General features: G+C 67.7%; 15 protein-coding genes and 2 tRNA genes. 10 read left to right on the forward strand and 7 right to left on the reverse strand.

What is annotated here, in order from left to right; all coding sequences use genetic code 11:
* Positions 1-1,040: 1,040 nt before the first annotated feature.
* Genes AB0M24_RS13660 through AB0M24_RS13670 form a run of 3 tightly spaced genes read right to left on the reverse strand, consistent with a single transcriptional unit; the run spans position 1,041 to position 3,349 of the window.
* On the reverse strand, positions 1,041-2,351 hold the full coding sequence (locus AB0M24_RS13660) for an AarF/UbiB family protein (protein WP_363765772.1): 1,311 nt from the start codon (positions 2,349-2,351) through the stop codon (positions 1,041-1,043).
* Positions 2,348-3,148, reverse strand: coding sequence for a TOMM precursor leader peptide-binding protein (locus AB0M24_RS13665; RefSeq protein ID WP_363765775.1), 801 nt, complete (start codon positions 3,146-3,148; stop codon positions 2,348-2,350). The genes AB0M24_RS13660 and AB0M24_RS13665 overlap by 4 nt, the downstream gene beginning before the upstream one ends.
* Before the next feature lie 45 nt (positions 3,149-3,193).
* A complete protein-coding gene (locus AB0M24_RS13670; RefSeq protein ID WP_166056119.1) occupies positions 3,194-3,349 on the reverse strand; it encodes a DUF5679 domain-containing protein in 156 nt (51 codons plus the stop codon).
* A 194-nt stretch (positions 3,350-3,543) separates the two neighbouring features.
* Here AB0M24_RS13670 and AB0M24_RS13675 point away from each other — a divergent pair, with 194 nt between their 5' ends.
* Positions 3,544-4,071 (forward strand): M48 family metallopeptidase, encoded by a 528-nt coding sequence (locus AB0M24_RS13675; protein ID WP_363765779.1) that lies wholly within the window; start codon positions 3,544-3,546, stop codon positions 4,069-4,071.
* Between the two features lie 109 nt (positions 4,072-4,180).
* Here AB0M24_RS13675 and AB0M24_RS13680 read toward each other — a convergent pair whose 3' ends face one another.
* On the reverse strand, positions 4,181-5,473 hold the full coding sequence (locus tag AB0M24_RS13680) for a zinc-dependent metalloprotease (RefSeq protein WP_363765782.1): 1,293 nt from the start codon (positions 5,471-5,473) through the stop codon (positions 4,181-4,183).
* 44 nt (positions 5,474-5,517) lie between these two features.
* Between AB0M24_RS13680 and AB0M24_RS13685 the strand changes: the two genes are divergently transcribed.
* Positions 5,518-6,597, forward strand: a complete 1,080-nt coding sequence (locus AB0M24_RS13685) for a PDZ domain-containing protein (protein WP_363765785.1) — start codon at positions 5,518-5,520, stop codon at positions 6,595-6,597.
* Between the two features lie 7 nt (positions 6,598-6,604).
* Here the strand turns inward: AB0M24_RS13685 and AB0M24_RS13690 are convergent, their stop codons facing one another.
* A complete protein-coding gene (locus AB0M24_RS13690; protein ID WP_363765788.1) occupies positions 6,605-7,156 on the reverse strand; it encodes a hypothetical protein in 552 nt (183 codons plus the stop codon).
* Positions 7,157-7,251: 95 nt separating this feature from the next.
* The gene (locus AB0M24_RS13695) at positions 7,252-7,791 is read right to left on the reverse strand and encodes a PPA1309 family protein (protein WP_363765791.1); all 540 of its coding nucleotides are present in this window, start codon (positions 7,789-7,791) and stop codon (positions 7,252-7,254) included.
* Positions 7,792-7,885: 94 nt separating this feature from the next.
* Between AB0M24_RS13695 and AB0M24_RS13700 the strand changes: the two genes are divergently transcribed.
* From AB0M24_RS13700 to AB0M24_RS13710, 3 genes are all read left to right on the forward strand, one after another.
* Positions 7,886-10,888 (forward strand): UPF0182 family protein, encoded by a 3,003-nt coding sequence (locus AB0M24_RS13700; RefSeq protein ID WP_363765794.1) that lies wholly within the window; start codon positions 7,886-7,888, stop codon positions 10,886-10,888.
* A 51-nt stretch (positions 10,889-10,939) separates the two neighbouring features.
* Positions 10,940-11,013: transfer RNA gene (locus AB0M24_RS13705), tRNA-Met, on the forward strand.
* Between the two features lie 265 nt (positions 11,014-11,278).
* Positions 11,279-11,352, forward strand: a tRNA-Met gene (locus tag AB0M24_RS13710).
* A gap of 70 nt (positions 11,353-11,422) precedes the next feature.
* Here AB0M24_RS13710 and AB0M24_RS13715 read toward each other — a convergent pair.
* Complete coding sequence (locus AB0M24_RS13715) at positions 11,423-11,623, reverse strand: hypothetical protein (RefSeq protein WP_030470381.1); 201 nt, start codon at positions 11,621-11,623, stop codon at positions 11,423-11,425.
* 388 nt (positions 11,624-12,011) lie between these two features.
* Here AB0M24_RS13715 and AB0M24_RS13720 point away from each other — a divergent pair, with 388 nt between their 5' ends.
* The 5 genes from AB0M24_RS13720 to ftsX all read left to right on the forward strand — a co-directional run bounded on the left by AB0M24_RS13720 (position 12,012) and on the right by ftsX (position 15,791).
* Positions 12,012-12,512 carry a helix-turn-helix transcriptional regulator gene (locus tag AB0M24_RS13720; RefSeq protein ID WP_086666928.1) on the forward strand — a complete coding sequence of 167 codons (501 nt, stop codon included), beginning with the start codon at positions 12,012-12,014 and terminating at the stop codon, positions 12,510-12,512.
* Between the two features lie 60 nt (positions 12,513-12,572).
* Positions 12,573-13,673, forward strand: a complete 1,101-nt coding sequence (gene prfB, locus AB0M24_RS13725) for a peptide chain release factor 2 (RefSeq protein WP_363765797.1) — start codon at positions 12,573-12,575, stop codon at positions 13,671-13,673.
* 50 nt (positions 13,674-13,723) lie between these two features.
* Positions 13,724-14,092: a hypothetical protein gene (locus tag AB0M24_RS13730; protein ID WP_363765800.1), complete on the forward strand. Its 369-nt coding sequence runs from the start codon at positions 13,724-13,726 to the stop codon at positions 14,090-14,092.
* Positions 14,093-14,159: 67 nt separating this feature from the next.
* Positions 14,160-14,849 carry a cell division ATP-binding protein FtsE gene (gene ftsE, locus AB0M24_RS13735; protein WP_086666930.1) on the forward strand — a complete coding sequence of 230 codons (690 nt, stop codon included), beginning with the start codon at positions 14,160-14,162 and terminating at the stop codon, positions 14,847-14,849.
* A gap of 39 nt (positions 14,850-14,888) precedes the next feature.
* On the forward strand, positions 14,889-15,791 hold the full coding sequence (gene ftsX / locus AB0M24_RS13740; RefSeq protein ID WP_189255773.1) for a permease-like cell division protein FtsX: 903 nt from the start codon (positions 14,889-14,891) through the stop codon (positions 15,789-15,791).
* Positions 15,792-15,812 lie beyond the last annotated feature (21 nt).

Here is a 15,812-nt window from a genome sequence, read left to right on the forward strand (position 1 = left end):
GGTGGTGCGGTCCGGTGGATCCCGTCACGAGTCGTACCGGAGCGAGCCACCCTCGGAGGGATGGGTCAAGTCGACGAAAAGCGTGTCGACTTGACCCATCCCTCCGAGCGCGGCAAACGATCAGGCACGACTCGTGACGGGATCCACCGGAGCGCACGGAAAAGCAAGCTCGCCTTCGGCATCGCCCAGGGCAGCTCGCCTTCGGCATCGCCACTGCAGCTCGGCTTCGCCGTCGCCAGGGCAGCTTGCCTTCGGCGTCGCTCAAGCGGCTCGCCTTCGGCATTGCGCCTTGCTTCGGCTTCGCCTTCGCTCCTGCCCTCGGCTTCGCCATTGGGGGCGGGCCTCGCCTGCGGCATTGGGCGGGCTTGCCTTGGCCTGGCTGTGTTAGGGGTCTGGGTTTTGGCTTGTGTGCCTGACTGGGTGGAGGTGGTGTAAGGCCTGTCTGACCAGGGCTGTTCCTCGGCGGCTGCTGTGGTTCAGCTCCCTGTGGAGATCGGTGGGCGAGCACAGGCGGGCGTCGATCACCGCGTCGAGGATGGCGACTATTTCTCGTGGGTTTGTTGAGCGGCGGGCCAGGTCCAGGGCGGCTCTGGGTGGTGCGGCCAGGCGGAGGCCGTGCTGTTCTACGACTGCTGGTGGGCGGTTGGTGCGTTCTAGGAGAATTGAGGGGTGGGATCTGCGTGTGTTCGTTCCTGCCAGCACGTGAATGTGCCGGGGGAGAGGTAGTGAGGCGCCTTGTCGGGAAAGGGCGTCGGCGCCTGTGATCACCGATGACGGGCCCGCGAAGAAGAGGACTGCGCGGAGGCGGTCCAGGCGGGTTGGGGGTGTCGGCTTTTGCAGGACTACGCCTGGGAGGAGCTGTTGCCAGGGGCCGGAGGGCGTGCAGTGGCGGCGGATCTCGCGCAGGGAGAGTCCGGATTTGTGCAGGTCGGCGGTGGTTGCGATGGGGGGCATGTGGTCCATGTTGGCGCAGCCGAGGACCTGGAAATCGGGGTGAGCGTCAACCTGTGGATAACTTGGGGTGGGTTCACTCGGACGAGTTAGTCGTCGAATCCTGGTTGCCAGCGGGCGACGATTTCGCGTGCGGTTACGTGGGCGTCCAACTGGCAGAGAATGCCCGTCGCGCCCAATGTCACGCGGTGAATCAGGAGGTATTGAGGTGGCAGGTTGAGGGAGCGGCCCGTTTGCGAGTCCGGGCTGCGGAGGTCGCCCACTCGTTCGGCTTGGGACTGGAGCCAGCGGCGGGTGAAGTGGAAGGACTCCGTGCGCAGGGGCTCTACGAACGGGGCCAGGTAGCCGAGTACGTCCTCGCCGTGCAGGGACATGCCCTCGCGGATGAAGTTCTCGGTGCGCAGGAGTTCGACGAGGTCCGCGGAACGGCCGTCCAGGGCCAGGCGGGTCATCAGGCCCAGGGTTTTCGGGAGGCCGTCGGGGAGGCGGGCCACGGCGCCGAAGTCGATCACGCGCAGGCGGCCGTCGTCGCCCAGCATGAAGTTGCCTGGGTGCGGGTCGGCGTGCAGCAGGCCCGAGCGCGAGGGGGCCGAGAAGTGGAACTCGGCCAGACGCTGGCCTGCCAGGTCGCGGTCCGGAACCGAGCCCTCGCGGATGATGTGCGACAAGCCGACGCCGGAGGTCCACTCGGTCACCATGACCTTCGGCGACGAGGCGACCACGCGCGGGACCAGGACGTGCTCGTCGTTCTCGAAGGCCTTGGCGAAGGCGCGCTGGTTGGCGGCCTCGTCGCGGTAGTCGAGCTCCTCCAGGTACCGGTCGCGCAGCTCCTCCAGCAGCGGGCGCACGTCGGTGCCGGGCATGATCGCCTGCAGCAGGCGGCTGAACCGCAGCAGCTGCTTCAGGTCCGCACGCAGGGCCTCGTCGGCGCCGGGGTACTGGACCTTCACCGCCACGTCGCGGCCGTCGTGCCACACCGCGCTGTGCACCTGGCCGATGGACGCCGAGGCGGCGGGTGAGTCGTCGAACTCCTTGAAGCGCTTCGTCCAGGACGCGCCGAGCTGTTCGGCCAGCACGCGGTGGGTGGTGCGGGCGGGCATCGGCGGCGCCGCGGTCTGCAGCTTGGTCAGCGCCTCGCGGTACGGGGCGGCGAGCTCGTCCGGGACCGCCGCCTCGAAGACGCTCAGCGCCTGGCCGAACTTCATCGCGCCGCCCTTGAGCTGGCCGAGCACCGCGAAGACCTGTTCCGCCGTCTTGGCCGTCACCTCGGCGTTGACCTCGTCGGCCGCGCGTCCGGTCAGTCGCTTCCCCCAGCCGCCCACCACCCGGCCCGCCACTCCGAGCGGAAGGCTGGCCAGCTTGGCGGTGCGCTGCACGGCCTTGCGCGGAATCTCGGTCACTCGGCCATGTTATGTGCGGCGCACTGACAGTCAGGGTGCGGATACCAGCTTCGCCTCTCAGCAACACCAGTCACGAGGTCCAGCTCGAGGGTGGCGTTGAGCACGGGCGGCGGGGCCAGGTCACGGCCCCTGAGGTAGATCAACGACTCCAGGACCTGCGCCACGGCCAGCGCTGCCGTGCCCGACGCGAACAGCACGTCAGTGGACGCCGGTTTGCCCACCAGCTGCGCGGCGATGACGGGCCAGGCGGGATCTTGGTCGGCGCGGTGCAGGTCGGCGCAGTTCAAGCACGAGGAACGGCCGGGGAGCACCAACGGCCCGACGATGCCCACGCCCTCACGCACGCGCACGGGCATATGCGGTGTGCGGAACGCCATCAGCGTGTTCACGACGTTCGGATCGGGGACGAGCGTCGCGGCCAACACGGTCAGATCCGCGTTGTGGGCCAGCTGCACGCTTGATTCAGCTAGAAGCGAAGTAATTGAGAGTGCAAGGTGTCCGTCGCCGTGGACGGCGGCCGTCCCGCCCCTCGCGGGCCACCCGGTGTCGAGCAGACCCGCCTCTTCGAGCGACGCGAGCACGTCGCTCAGCTGGTCCGGGTTCTCGCCTCGGGTTTTCAGTCTTTCACCCAGTTCAGCGACGGTGTGGCGGCCGTCGAGAGTGATCAGCGCGTCGATGAGCGCCTCGGGCAGCGAGTCGATCACCACGGCGTGCTTCGGGTCGGTGCCGACTTGTACGACACCCGGTCCGCGGCGAACCACGGCCAGTCCTGCACGCACGCGAGGTCTTGTCTCCACGGGGGACAGACTGGCAGGGGGCGAGGCCCCCTGCCAGCGGAAACGTCAAACCTTGGCCTTGCCGAGGATTCGCGTCATCTTCGTGCCGCAGACAGGGCAGGTGCCCTTCGCCATGCGCCGGCCGTTGGTTTCCTCGACCTTCCCGTCGAAGTCGCGCTTCTCCCGACACTTGACGCAGTAGCCGTTGTAGGTCTCGGCCACAGCCCCTCCCTTGCAGTTGTGAGTGCGGACACACTCGGGGACCTTGGCGCGACGGTACCTGGGCGAGGCGGCGAATCCGCGCAGGTTCATCCGCGCGTGTCCAGCCGCCGTTCGGTGGAACTTCACCCGCCGGGTGTCCGCGTGCGGCCGGTTGGGGGCCGAAAATTGTCGGTGCCGACGTTTACGGTGACTGCATGGCCGAACCTCGGGTGGAGGTGCGGCGGAGCCCCCGGCGCCGCCGCATGGTCAGCGCGTACCGGGAGGGCGACACCGTTGTCGTCCTGCTGCCGGCGCGGATGACCAAGGGGGAAGAGAAGCACTGGGTGGCGGAGATGTTGAGCCGCCTCCAGCGCAGCGAGACGCGCAGGAGATCCCCTGCGCGAACGTCGGACGAGGCGCTCATGGCGCGCTGTGCCGAGCTGTCGGCGCGGTACCTGGACTCGCTCGCCGATCCCGTCAGCGTGCGCTGGGTGCCGCCCATGCGCACGCGCTGGGCGTCCTGCACGCCGACCGAGGGCACGATCCGCGTGTCCGAGCGTCTGCGTGAGGTGCCGCCGTGGGTGCTCGACTACGTGCTGGTGCACGAGCTCGCGCACCTGCTCGTGCCAGGGCACGGCAAGGACTTCTGGGAGTGGGTGCACCGCTACCCGAAGACCGACCGGGCCATGGGCTATCTGGAAGGACTCTCAGCCGCCGCAGGCTGGGGAATCTCGGAAGACTGAAAACCAGCACGACGACTGGCGAGGGTGTGCTCGCCAGCCGGTCCCCGGACCCCTGAACGCGACGCGCCCGGCGAGGAAAGTCCTCGCCGGGCGCGTGTTCAAGAGCAGATCAGCTCTCGTCGGGCTTGTCGCCGTCCTCGCGCATCGTGCGCTCGAGCTCCGCCATCGGGTCCTCGAGGGCGTTGCGCGTGTTCGTCAGGCGCTCCGCGAACTCCAGCGGGTCGTCCAGGTCCTCCGCGGTCGGGACGAGCTCGGCGTGCTCCCACACGCTGTCGCGCACCTCGACGCCGTGCTGGTCGCCGATCAGCTTCCACAGCGCGGAGGCGGCGCGCAGCTTGCGCGGTCGCAGCTCCAGGCCGACGAGCGTCGCGAACGTCTGCTCGGCCGGGCCACCGGACGCCCGGCGGCGGCGCAGCGTCTCGCGCAGCGCGGGCGCACCCGGCAGGCGGTCTGCCACGGCGGCGTCGACCACGACGTCGACCCAGCCCTCGACCAGCGCGAGGAGGGTTTCCAGGCGGTTCAGCGCGGCCTTCTGCTCCGGTGTGGTCTGCGGTTCGAGCAGGCCGGAACCCATGGCCTCCTCGATGGAGGCGGGGTTCGACGGGTCGATCTGGCCCGCGAGCTGCTCCAGCGCGGACGTGTCGACCTTGATGCCCTTGGCGAACTCCTCGACGGTGTCGAGCAGCCGCTGCCGCAGCCACGGCACGTGCGTGAAAAGTCGCTGGTGAGCGGCCTCGCGGGCGGCGAGGAACACCATCACCTCGGACGCCGGGCGCTCCAGGCCCTCGGTGAACTTCTCGATGTTCGCGGGCAGCAGCGCCGCCGTGCCCTCGGGGCCGAGCGGCAGGCCGACGTCGGTCGAGGTGAGGACCTCGGAGCCGAGCTGCGCCAGCGCGTTGCCGAGCTGCGAGCCGAACGCCATGCCGCCCATCTGGCCGAGCATCGCGAGCAGCGGACCCGCGGCCTGCTTGGCCTCGGCGGGCATCGCCTCGACCCACGCGCCGGACATGCGCTGCGCGACCGGGTCGCACAGGCGCTGCCAGGTGGGGAGGGTGCGCTCCACCCAGTCCTGCGCGGACCAGGAGCGCGTGGTGTTGGTGCCCGCGGGCAGCGAGGTCGCCGGGTCCAGCCACATCTCGGCGAGGTGCACCGCGTCCGCGACCGCGCCGGCCTGGTCGGTGGCGAACCCGATCTTCGTGGTGTTCGAGGACAGCTGCTGGAACGCGATCTGCTTGGCCAGGTCGTAGTTGACCGGCCCGCTCGACGACCCCGCGTTGCTCAGCATGGCGCCCAGCTGGCTCAGCATGCTGCCCAGCTGGTTGAAGTCGAACGGGTTGTCTCCCGGCTTCCCGCCCTTGTCGTCGGGGTTGTGCGGGCTGAACCCGAACGGCACGTCACTCATGCCTCTACCGTACGCGGATCCACATGGTCGTACGCTGTTCAGCCGTGAGTGAAACCGTCACGACCGCACCCGCCCCCGCGCCCCCGCCGAGGGAGCGCGGACTGACCCGCCGGACGTGGACGCTGATCGTCAGCTTCCTAGTGGTGGCGGCACTCGGACTGCTCGGCGGTTTCGCCAGAGTCCCGTACGTCGCGCTGGGCCCCGGCCCGACCTACGACGTGCTCGGCAAGGTCAAGGACGCCGACGTCGTCTCGGTGGACGGCCAGAACACCTTCCCCACCAGCGGGGCCCTGCGCATGACGACGGTCTCGCTCACCGACGACGTGTCGCTCTTCGGCGCTCTCGGCCTGTGGCTGTCCGGCCGCTACGCCCTCGCGCCGCGCGAGGAGTTCTTCAAGCCCGGCGAGTCGGAGGAGGAGGTGCAGAAGAACAACGAGCTCGCGTTCAGCGAGTCGCAGACCTCCGCCGAGGTCGCCGCGCTGCACTACCTCGGCTATCCGGGCAAGGTCATCGCGAACCAGGTGACCAAGGGCAGCCCCGCGGAGAACGTCATCCCGCTCGGCGCCCGCATCATCTCGGTCAACGGCAAGCAGGTGCAGACCGCCGCCGACGTGAGCGCCTCCCTGGAGAACACCAAGCCGGGCGACCGCATCGAGGTCGCGTTCGAGAAGGACGGCACCTCGAAGTCGACCCAGCTCACCCTCGGCACCCGCGACGACGGCCGCCCGGCGGGCTTCATCGGCATCCTCCCGGTGGACCGCTCCGACGTGCCGTTCAAGATCAAGATCAGCCTCTCCGACGTGGGCGGCCCCTCCGCCGGCCTGATCTTCGCGCTGGCGATCGTCGACAAGCTGACGCCGGGCGAGCTCAACGGCGGCAAGGCCATCGCGGGCACCGGCGAGATCACCGGCGACGGCACGGTCAAGCCGATCGGCGGCATCGCGTTCAAGATGGTCGCGGCCAAGGAGGCGGGCGCGACGGCGTTCCTGGTGCCGTCGGCCAACTGCACGGACGCGAAGCAGCAGGCTCCCGAGGGGCTGAAGCTGATCAAGGTCGAGAACCTGAAGGACGCGGTGTCGTCGTTGGAGGCGCTCAACAAGGGCGAGTCGACGCCGAGCTGCTGACGCTCGATCAGCCCGCTGGAGGCCAGCCGTCCAGGTTGGCGAACTGACGCATGTACCGCTCGCACCGCGGGCCGAAATCGGTCCCGCGGTCGGGCAGCCTCGTCCGCTCGACCACGTTCTCGGGATCGTCCTGTGGCGGCTCCAGCATGAAGATGTTGATGTCGACGAACTCGCCGCCGCCCAGCCGAGCGGTGGTCAGGGCGAGCGCGGTCGCGGTGACGACACCCACGCAGGTCCTGCGCGGCCTGAAGCTGGGCTCGACGTGGTCGAACACGACTGCCCACGCGCCGTTGCCCGCCGATGTGGCGAACTCGAGCCAGCGGCGGTTCGACGTGTCGGCTGGTGTGTCTTCGGAGACCATCAGGGATCGCTGTTCGGCCGCCCCGAGGCGACGACCGGCGTCCACGAGACCGGTGTCGCCCCACTGCTGGTCCGCGAAGACCTGGATGCCTGGAGGGTTGTCGACCCCGAGGAGCAGCCCCAGCGTTTCGCGTGCGCCGGCGACGAGCTCATCGAGGGAGATCGGCGTGCGCATGGTGGCCCAGAGGTCGACGCTCATGGCGAGATCCTCCCTGTCCGCTACCCGCGAACACGCGAGATCACAACCCCGGCGCGATCACGTGCCGGGGTTGTGTCAGCCTGGAGCTGTGACGATCAGGGCCGCAGCGTGGCGAGCAGGGCGTCGGTGAGGTTGGGCGCGAGCTCCGGGTGCTCGACGACCTCCTCCGGCACCTCGACCGTTCCGCGCAGCCGCAGCACGCAGGAGACCGAGCCGTCGCGCAGCACGGCCGCCACCAGGCGGGCCTCGCGGCGGGCCGGGTGTTCGGCCGCGAACCTGCGGGCCGCCTCGTCGTCGAGCTCGCCGTGGCTCAGCTCGGTTTCGGCCTCCGGGGGCAGCACCACGATCTCCTGCGCCAGCGCGCAGCCGGTGACCGTCGGGGGCCACTCGATGCCCGCCAGCGCGTCGCCGAGGTCTCCATCGAGGGCGTCCTGCGCGATCGGGGTCAGCGGGGACGACTCCGGGTCGAGCTGGCCCGCCAGCTCCGGTTGCTGCGCTACGAGGTCTGAGGTGGCCACGAGGGCGAAGAGTTGCGGAGGCTGCTCCCAGCCGCCTGCCGCTACGAACTCCTCTACCTCGCGGGCGACCGTCGGGAGGATGACCGCTGGCGTTTCACTCGCTGACACGCGTGTCATCGTAAGACCGCCGACTTCACGGGAACCCAGGGCGTCGTCCGTAGAGTTGGACTAAACGTACGTATTGAAATTCCGCGATCCAGGAGCGTGCCTCGTGGCCACACGGCCTCCAGTCGGACTGCCGAAACTGTCCCGACGCAGCCGAATCCTGCTCATCGTCGGTGTCGTGCTCCTGTTCGGTCTCATCACGGGATCGCGGCTGCTCGACACCTACGTGAACTGGCTGTGGTTCGGCGAGGTGAATTTCCGCAACGTCTACAGCACAGTGCTGCTCACCCGGCTCGGGCTGTTCGTGGCCGTCGGGGCTGTGGTCGGCGGCATCGTCGGGCTGAACCTGTGGCTCGCGTACCGGGCACGGCCGGTGTTCGTGCCGGTGGCGGGGCCGGACGACCCGGTGGCGCGCTACCGCACCGTGGTGATGCGGCGGATGCGGTTGTTCTCGATCGGCATCCCGGTGTTCGTCGGGTTGATCGCGGGTGCGTCGGCGCAGCAGGACTGGCAGCAGATCCAGCTCTTCCTCAACGCCCAGCCGTTCGGGGTGACCGATCCGCAGTTCGGGCACGACATCGGCTTCTACGCGTTCAAGCTGCCGTTCTACGAGTGGCTGCTGTCGTGGCTGTTCATCATCACGGCGGTGTCGTTCATCGGCTCGGTGATCGCGCACTACCTCTTCGGCGGGATCCGGCTGGCCGGTCGCGGCGGTCAGCTCTCCGGGCCCGCGCGGCTGCACCTGGCGCTCGTCGCCGGCACGTTCGTGCTGCTGAAGGCGGTCGCGTACTTCTTCGACCGGTACGAACTGCTGCTGCACGAGAACGAGAAGTTCGTCGGCGCCAGCTACACCGACCTCAACGCGGTGCTGCCGGCCAAGCTGATCCTGCTGTGCATCGCGGTGTTCTGCGCGATCGCGTTCTTCGCGGGCGCGTTCATGCGCAACGTGCAGCTGCCCGCCATCGCGACCGTTCTGCTGGTGCTGTCGAGCGTGCTCGTCGGCGCGGCGTGGCCCGCGGTGCTGGAGCAGTTCTCGGTCAAGCCGAACGCCATCCAGAAGGAAGCCCAGTCGATCACCCGGAACATCGAGGCGACACGGCAATCCTTCGGACTGACGGACGACAAGGTCTCGACGAAGCCCTACGAGGGCAAGCAGACCGTCACCAACGACCAGATCAAGAACAACGACGCGGCGACCCTGGGCAACATCCGCCTGCTCGACCCCGCCGTGCTGTCGCGGACCTTCACGCAGTTCACCCAGCTGCGGCCGTTCTACGGGTTCCCGAACAAGCTCGACGTCGACCGGTACAAAGTGGACGAGAAGCTGCGCGACTACATCGTGGCCGTCCGCGAGCTCAAGCTCGACAGCCTGCCGCAGGGTCAGCGCGACTGGATCAACCAGCACCTCATCTACACGCACGGCAACGGCTTCGTCTACGCCGAGGCGAACAAGGTGAACGCGGACGCCGACCAGACCAACGGCGGCTACCCCGACTTCAAGACCGGTGAGGTCGCGCCGGACGGTGCGGTCCGCAACGCCGACAACGGCATCAAGGTCGACCAGCCGCGCACCTACTACGGCGAGCTGTTCGGCACCAACGACTACTCGATCGTCGGCGGCCGGCCCGCCGGTTCGGCGGCCGAGTACGACACGGACGCGAAGTCCTACACCTACACCGGTTCCGGTGGTGTCCCGGTCGGCAGCCTGCTGAACAAGCTGGCGTTCGCCGCGTACTACGGCGAGCGGAACATCCTCTTCAACCAGTCGATCGCGGACGACTCGAAGATCCTGTTCAAGCGCACCCCGCGCGACCGCGTGTCGGCCGTCGCACCGTGGCTGACCGTCGACAGCGACCCGTACCCCGCGGTGGTGAACGGCCGCATCACGTGGATCGTCGACGGCTACACCACGCTCGACAACTACCCGTACGCGCAGCGCACCCCGTTGAGCGACGCGACCAACGACTCGCTCACCGCGGACGGCGTGGTCGTGTCGCAGATCAACAAGCCCGTCAACTACATCCGCAACTCGGTCAAGGCCACTGTGGACGCCTACGACGGCACGGTGAACCTGTACGCGATCGACGAGAAGGACCCGGTCCTCAAGGCGTGGATGGGTGTCTTCCCCGGCACCGTCAAGTCGAACAGCGAGGTCTCGACCGAGCTGCGGTCGCACTTCCGCTACCCCGAGGACCTGTTCAAGGTGCAGCGGCAGATCCTGTCGAAGTACCACGTGCAGTCCCCGTCGGACTTCTACTCCGGTGTCTCCTACTGGGCGGCGCCGCAGGACCCGACGATCGACAACGTGACCACGGCGCAGGCCCAGCAGGACGCGGCCAGCAAGCGCAGGGACGCCCAGCCGCCGTTCTACGTCCTCGCCGGTGACCCGACCGACTCGAGCAAGGTCCGCTTCCAGCTGACCAGCCCGCTCGTGCGCGAGAACCGGGAGTTCATGGCGGCGTACGTGTCGGTGGGGTCCGACCCGGACAACTACGGCAAGATCAACGTGCTCCAGCTCAACACCGACGCCAAGGGCCCGCAGCAGATCCAGACGCAGTTCCTCACGTCGGACAACGTCAGCCGCGAGCTCAACCTGCTGGCACAGCAGAAGACGACAGTCGTCTACGGCAACCTGCTCACACTTCCCGTGGGTGGCGCGCTGCTGTACGTCGAACCCGTCTACATCGAGCGCGCGTCCAACAACACGTCGTTCCCGCAGCTGTCCAAGGTCCTCGTCTGGTACGGCGACCGGGTCGGGTACGCGTCGACGTTGAGCGAGGCGCTGGAACAGGTGCTGAGCGGCACCGGTTCGGTCGTGCCGCCGCAGACCAACCCCAACGGCAACGGCCAGACCTCCACGCCGCCGTCGACGCCGCCTGCCAACGGGACGGCGCTGAGCCCCGAGCTGCAGAAGGCGATCAACGACATCGACTCGGCGCTGGCGGACATCAAGAAGGCGCAGCAGAACAGCGACTTCACCGCGCTCGGCCAGGCGTACCAGAAGCTGGACGACGCTTCGAAGCGGTTCAAGCAGTACAACACCGGGGCTCCTTCGGCGCCGTCGACAGGCCAGTCGTCGGCTGCTCCGAGCCCCACTCCATCGGGCTGACCACCCGATTTGCTTTTCACGCTCCATCCCGCGTAGGGTTCTAATTACCGACGCGGGGTGGAGCAGCTCGGTAGCTCGCTGGGCTCATAACCCAGAGGTCGCAGGTTCAAATCCTGTCCCCGCTACAAAGTGGGAAAGCCCTGTCTGTGGAGATCGCAGACAGGGCTTTTTCGCATTTCACATTGGGGGCCGAGCCCCCAAACCCCACGCCGGGGGCAAGCCCCCGGACCCCCGCGCCCGGCTCGCCTTCGGCATCGCGGGCGATCTCCGCAGGTTGGGTGATCGGGCTGCTGGCCTGGGGAAACCCGGGTTAGAGGGGGGTGGTGAAAAAGGGTTTGTGGAGGGTGTATAGTTCTCCTCAGAACGACAAAAGAACAAGCAAGACAGCGGCGCGGGGTGGAGCAGCTCGGTAGCTCGCTGGGCTCATAACCCAGAGGTCGCAGGTTCAAATCCTGTCCCCGCTACTAGACAGAAGGCCGGAACCAACTGGTTCCGGCCTTCTGCTTTATTCCCGATCAGCGTGACCGGTGTGTTTCAGGTCATGTTCTCGGCCCAGTACTGGGCGCACAGCATGCTGGAGCAGATCCGGCCCTCTCCGTTGACCGTGCGGTGCTTGCGGATCTGCTTGCCGCAGACCATGCACTCGTCCTTGCCCGCTTGCTCCGGGATGCCTCCGGTCATCCACGCCACCGTGTGCGCTGCCACCTTCTTGTGGTCCAGCCACTTGATGTTCATCGTCCCCGACCTCCGTGGGTGTCGCTGCGCCTGCCTGGCAATGATCATTTTCCCGGTTGTGCAGGCGTGGGAAAGGGGTGCGGGCCGACATCACCAGGTCGTGCGACGAACGCTCACGTCCGTCCATTCGGGTGGCTCCGGCCGGTGAGAGTCGTACCGCCGATCGAGTGAGATCGGGTGACTTTCGTTTCTGCGAAAGGCTTTTTCCATCCGGGATGGACACGGACGGTCAAGCGGCCAAACGCGTGAGCTACGAAAACTGCCGCTTACGGAGCGAGACTTTTCGTTGCTCCGCATGGCCCATCAGACTAGCCCGGTGATCAGCCACTGTGGACAGAACGGCTGACCATTGTGGACAGCTTCCCCCAGACGTGGGAACGTTGTCGTTGTGTCAGACCTGAATGCGACCGCAGCCGCCCTGCTCGGGCTGCTGCACGACGGACCCAAGACCGGTGGCCAGTTGGTTGCGGAGGCAGGAGACCGCTTCGGCGCGTTCTTCAGCGTCACCCGCAGCCAGGTGTACCGCGAGCTGCCCGCGCTGGCTGACCAAGGCCTGCTGCGCCTAGGTAAGCAAGGACCGCGGTCGAGCCAGCAGTACGTGCTGACGGCGGCGGGCAAGAAGGCCTTCAAGAACTGGCTGCTGTCCGAGCCCGGCCCGGACCACCTCCGCAGCCCGCTCATCCTGCGCCTCGTGCACGCCGGCTCGCTGACCGCGAAGCAGCGCGAGTCCCTGATCACGACCGCACGCTCGGCGTACGGTCAGGAGCAGGAGAGCGCGAAGAGCGCGGCGAAGACGGCGGAGGACCCCTACGCCAAGGCGGTGGCCGAGTTCGGTCTCGCTCACGCGAAGGCGGTTCTGAAGCTTCTGGACGCCATCCCCACGGCCTGAGAGAAGCGCCAGCGAAGCACCGGTCGCGAACAGTGACCGGTGCTGGCGTAATCTTTTTGCGTGAACCCGGACGTCGAAGCAGACATCAAGGACCTCTCCGCCACGCTCTCGAGCATCGAGGCGGTGATGGACCTCGATGGGTTGCGCGCCGCTGTCGCGGACCTGGAGGAGCAGGCGGCGAAGCCCGACCTCTGGGACGACCAGGAGAAGGCGCAGAAGGTCACCAGCCAGCTCTCCCACAAGCAGGGCGAGCTGCGTCGCGTCACGGGTCTGCGCGAGCGCCTCGACGACCTCCCGCTGCTCTACGAGCTCGCGGAGGAGGCGGAGGACGCCGACGCCCAGGCCGACGCCGACAACGACCGCGCCAAGCTGCGCGAAGAGATCGCGTCGCTGGAAGTCCGCACGCTGCTCTCCGGTGAGTACGACGAGCGCAACGCGCTGGTCACCATCCGCGCCGAGGCCGGTGGCGTCGACGCCGCGGACTTCGCCGAGATGCTGCTGCGCATGTACTCGCGCTGGGCCGAGCGCCACAACTACGGCGTCGACGTGTTCGACACGTCCTACGCGGAAGAGGCGGGCATCAAGTCCGCGACGTTCCGCGTCACCGCCCCCTACGCCTACGGCACGCTGAGTGTCGAGCAGGGCACGCACCGGCTCGTGCGCATCTCGCCGTTCGACAACCAGGGCCGCCGCCAGACGTCGTTCGCCGGCGTCGAGGTCATGCCCGTCGTCGAGCAGACCGACCACGTCGAGATCGACGAGAAGGACCTGCGCGTCGACGTCTACCGCTCGTCCGGCCCCGGCGGCCAGGGCGTCAACACGACCGACTCGGCGGTGCGCCTCACGCACATCCCGACCGGCATCGTGGTGTCCTGCCAGAACGAGCGCTCGCAGCTGCAGAACAAGGCCACGGCCATGAACGTCCTGCAGGCCAAGCTGCTCGAGCGCCGCCGTCAGGAGGAGCAGGCGAAGCTGGACGCGATGAAGGACTCCGGCTCCAGCTGGGGCAACCAGATGCGCTCCTACGTGCTGCACCCGTACCAGATGGTCAAGGACCTGCGGACCGAGCACGAGGTCGGCAACCCGTCCGCGGTGCTGGACGGCGAGATCGACGACTTCCTCGAGGCCGGCATCCGGTGGCGCAAGCAGTCGCAGGCGTAAGCGAGTTCCGCGGATTCGTCCACGAGTTCGCGCGACGCACGGGTGGCGAGGTGGCCGAGTTCAGGCTGGCCAAGTACGACACCCCGAACTTCCACCAGGGCGTGCTCACCTACCGCGATCGGACGGTCGCGGTGGTGGGCACGCGCTACTACGGACGGATGGCCCTGGCCGAGCCCAGGGTCATCGAGCCGCCGAACGGTGTGGGGAGCGTCAGCTGTCTGCCGCTGGAGTTCCTCGACGATCCCGATCTGGTGGCCGTTCTCACGGATCTGGCTGCTCAGACCAAGTACCGGGTCTGGGCCAAGGCCGAGCTCGACGGGCCGTTCGACGCCTCTGCCTGGCCTGAGATGTCCGCGAACGACATCCGCTACTGGCGTCCGGACACGCTCGGCGCGGCCCTCTTCAACTGGTGGGACTGACCCCCATCCGGCACGGAAGTTAACCGGAACGGGGGCTTTACCCCGGCCATGAGTAGACTCGCGCCTCGTGATTCGTCTCGAACACGTTTCCAAGGTCTACAAGACCTCCACGCGTCCTGCGCTCGACGACGTGTCCGTCGAGATGGAGAAGGGCGAGTTCGTCTTCCTGATCGGGCCCTCGGGCTCCGGCAAGTCGACGTTCCTGCGTCTGCTGCTGCGCGAAGAGGTGCCGACCAGGGGACGCGTCTACGTCTCCAACTTCGACGTCGCCAAGATGTCGCGGCGCAGGGTCCCCCGCCTGCGTCAGTCGATCGGCTGCGTGTTCCAGGACTTCCGTCTTCTGCCCACGAAGACGGTGGCGGAGAACGTCGCCTTCGCGCTCGAGGTCATCGGCAAGCCCCGCAACACCATCGTCAAGGTGGTGCCGGAGGTGCTGCAGCTGGTGGGTCTCGACGGCAAGGAGGACCGGTTCCCGACCGAGCTGTCCGGTGGTGAGCAGCAGCGTGTCGCGATCGCCCGTGCGTTCGTGAACCGCCCGCTGGTCCTCATCGCCGACGAGCCGACCGGAAACCTGGACCCCGACACGAGCCAGGACATCATGTTGCTGCTGGAGCGGATCAACCGCACCGGCACGACGGTCATCATGGCCACCCACGACCACGGCATCGTCGACTCGATGCGCCGCCGCGTCGTGGAGCTGGCGTACGGCAAGGTCGTCCGTGATGACGCGCGCGGCGTTTACGGCGTTGGCCGTTAAGCGTCCCTAACCCCCGACCCCCAAGGAACCCCGCCCCCGATGCGTACCAGCTTCGTGTTCAGCGAGGTCGTCACCGGACTTCGCCGGAACGTCACGATGACGATCGCGATGATCCTCACGACCGCCATCTCGCTCGGGCTGCTCGGCGGTGGCCTGCTCGTCGTCCGCATGGTCGACAAGATGCAGGCCAACTACGCGGGCAAGCTCGAGGTCTCCGTTCTGCTGACCAACGACGTCAGCGCCAACGACAAGGACTGCACCCAGCAGCCCTGTGCCGGTCTGCGTTCCCAGTTGGAGCAGACCTCCGGCGTCGAGACCGTGGTGTTCCAGAACCGCGATGAGGGCTTCGAGCGCTTCAAGCGGATCTTCGAGGCCCAGCCCGAGCTGCTCAAGCTCGCGCGGCCGGAGGCCATCCCCGCGACCTTCCGCGTGAAGCTCGAGGACCCGGACCGCACCGACGTCATCAAGCAGGCCTTCGAGGGCAAGCCGGGTGTCAAGGGCGTCGACGACCAGGGCAAGTTCCTGGAGCGGTTCTTCGAGGGCCTCAACGGCCTGCGCGACGTCGCACTGATCCTCGCGCTCATCCAGGCGTTCGCCGCACTGCTGCTGATCTCGAACACCATCCAGGTGTCGGCGTTCACGCGGCGCGTCGAGGTCGGGATCATGCGCCTGGTCGGTGCGACCCGGTGGTACACGCAGCTGCCGTTCCTCATCGAGGCGGTCGTCGCGGGCATCATCGGCGCGGTCTCCGCGGTCGCCGGCCTGGTGCTGTTCAAGGCGTTCTTCCTCGACCGGATCACCAGGAACCTCACCGAGTCGGGCATCATCCCGCCGATCGGGTACCTGGACATCCTCATAGTCTCGCCGTGGCTGTTCCTCGTGGCGATCGTCATCTCGGCGACGACCGGTTACGTGACACTGCGTCTCTACGTGCGGCTTTAAGAGTTTTGACCACCACGTAAA

It is taken from the genome of Lentzea sp. NPDC051838 (genome assembly GCF_040681245.1).
In the GTDB taxonomy this organism is placed as follows: Bacteria; Actinomycetota; Actinomycetes; order Mycobacteriales; family Pseudonocardiaceae; genus Lentzea.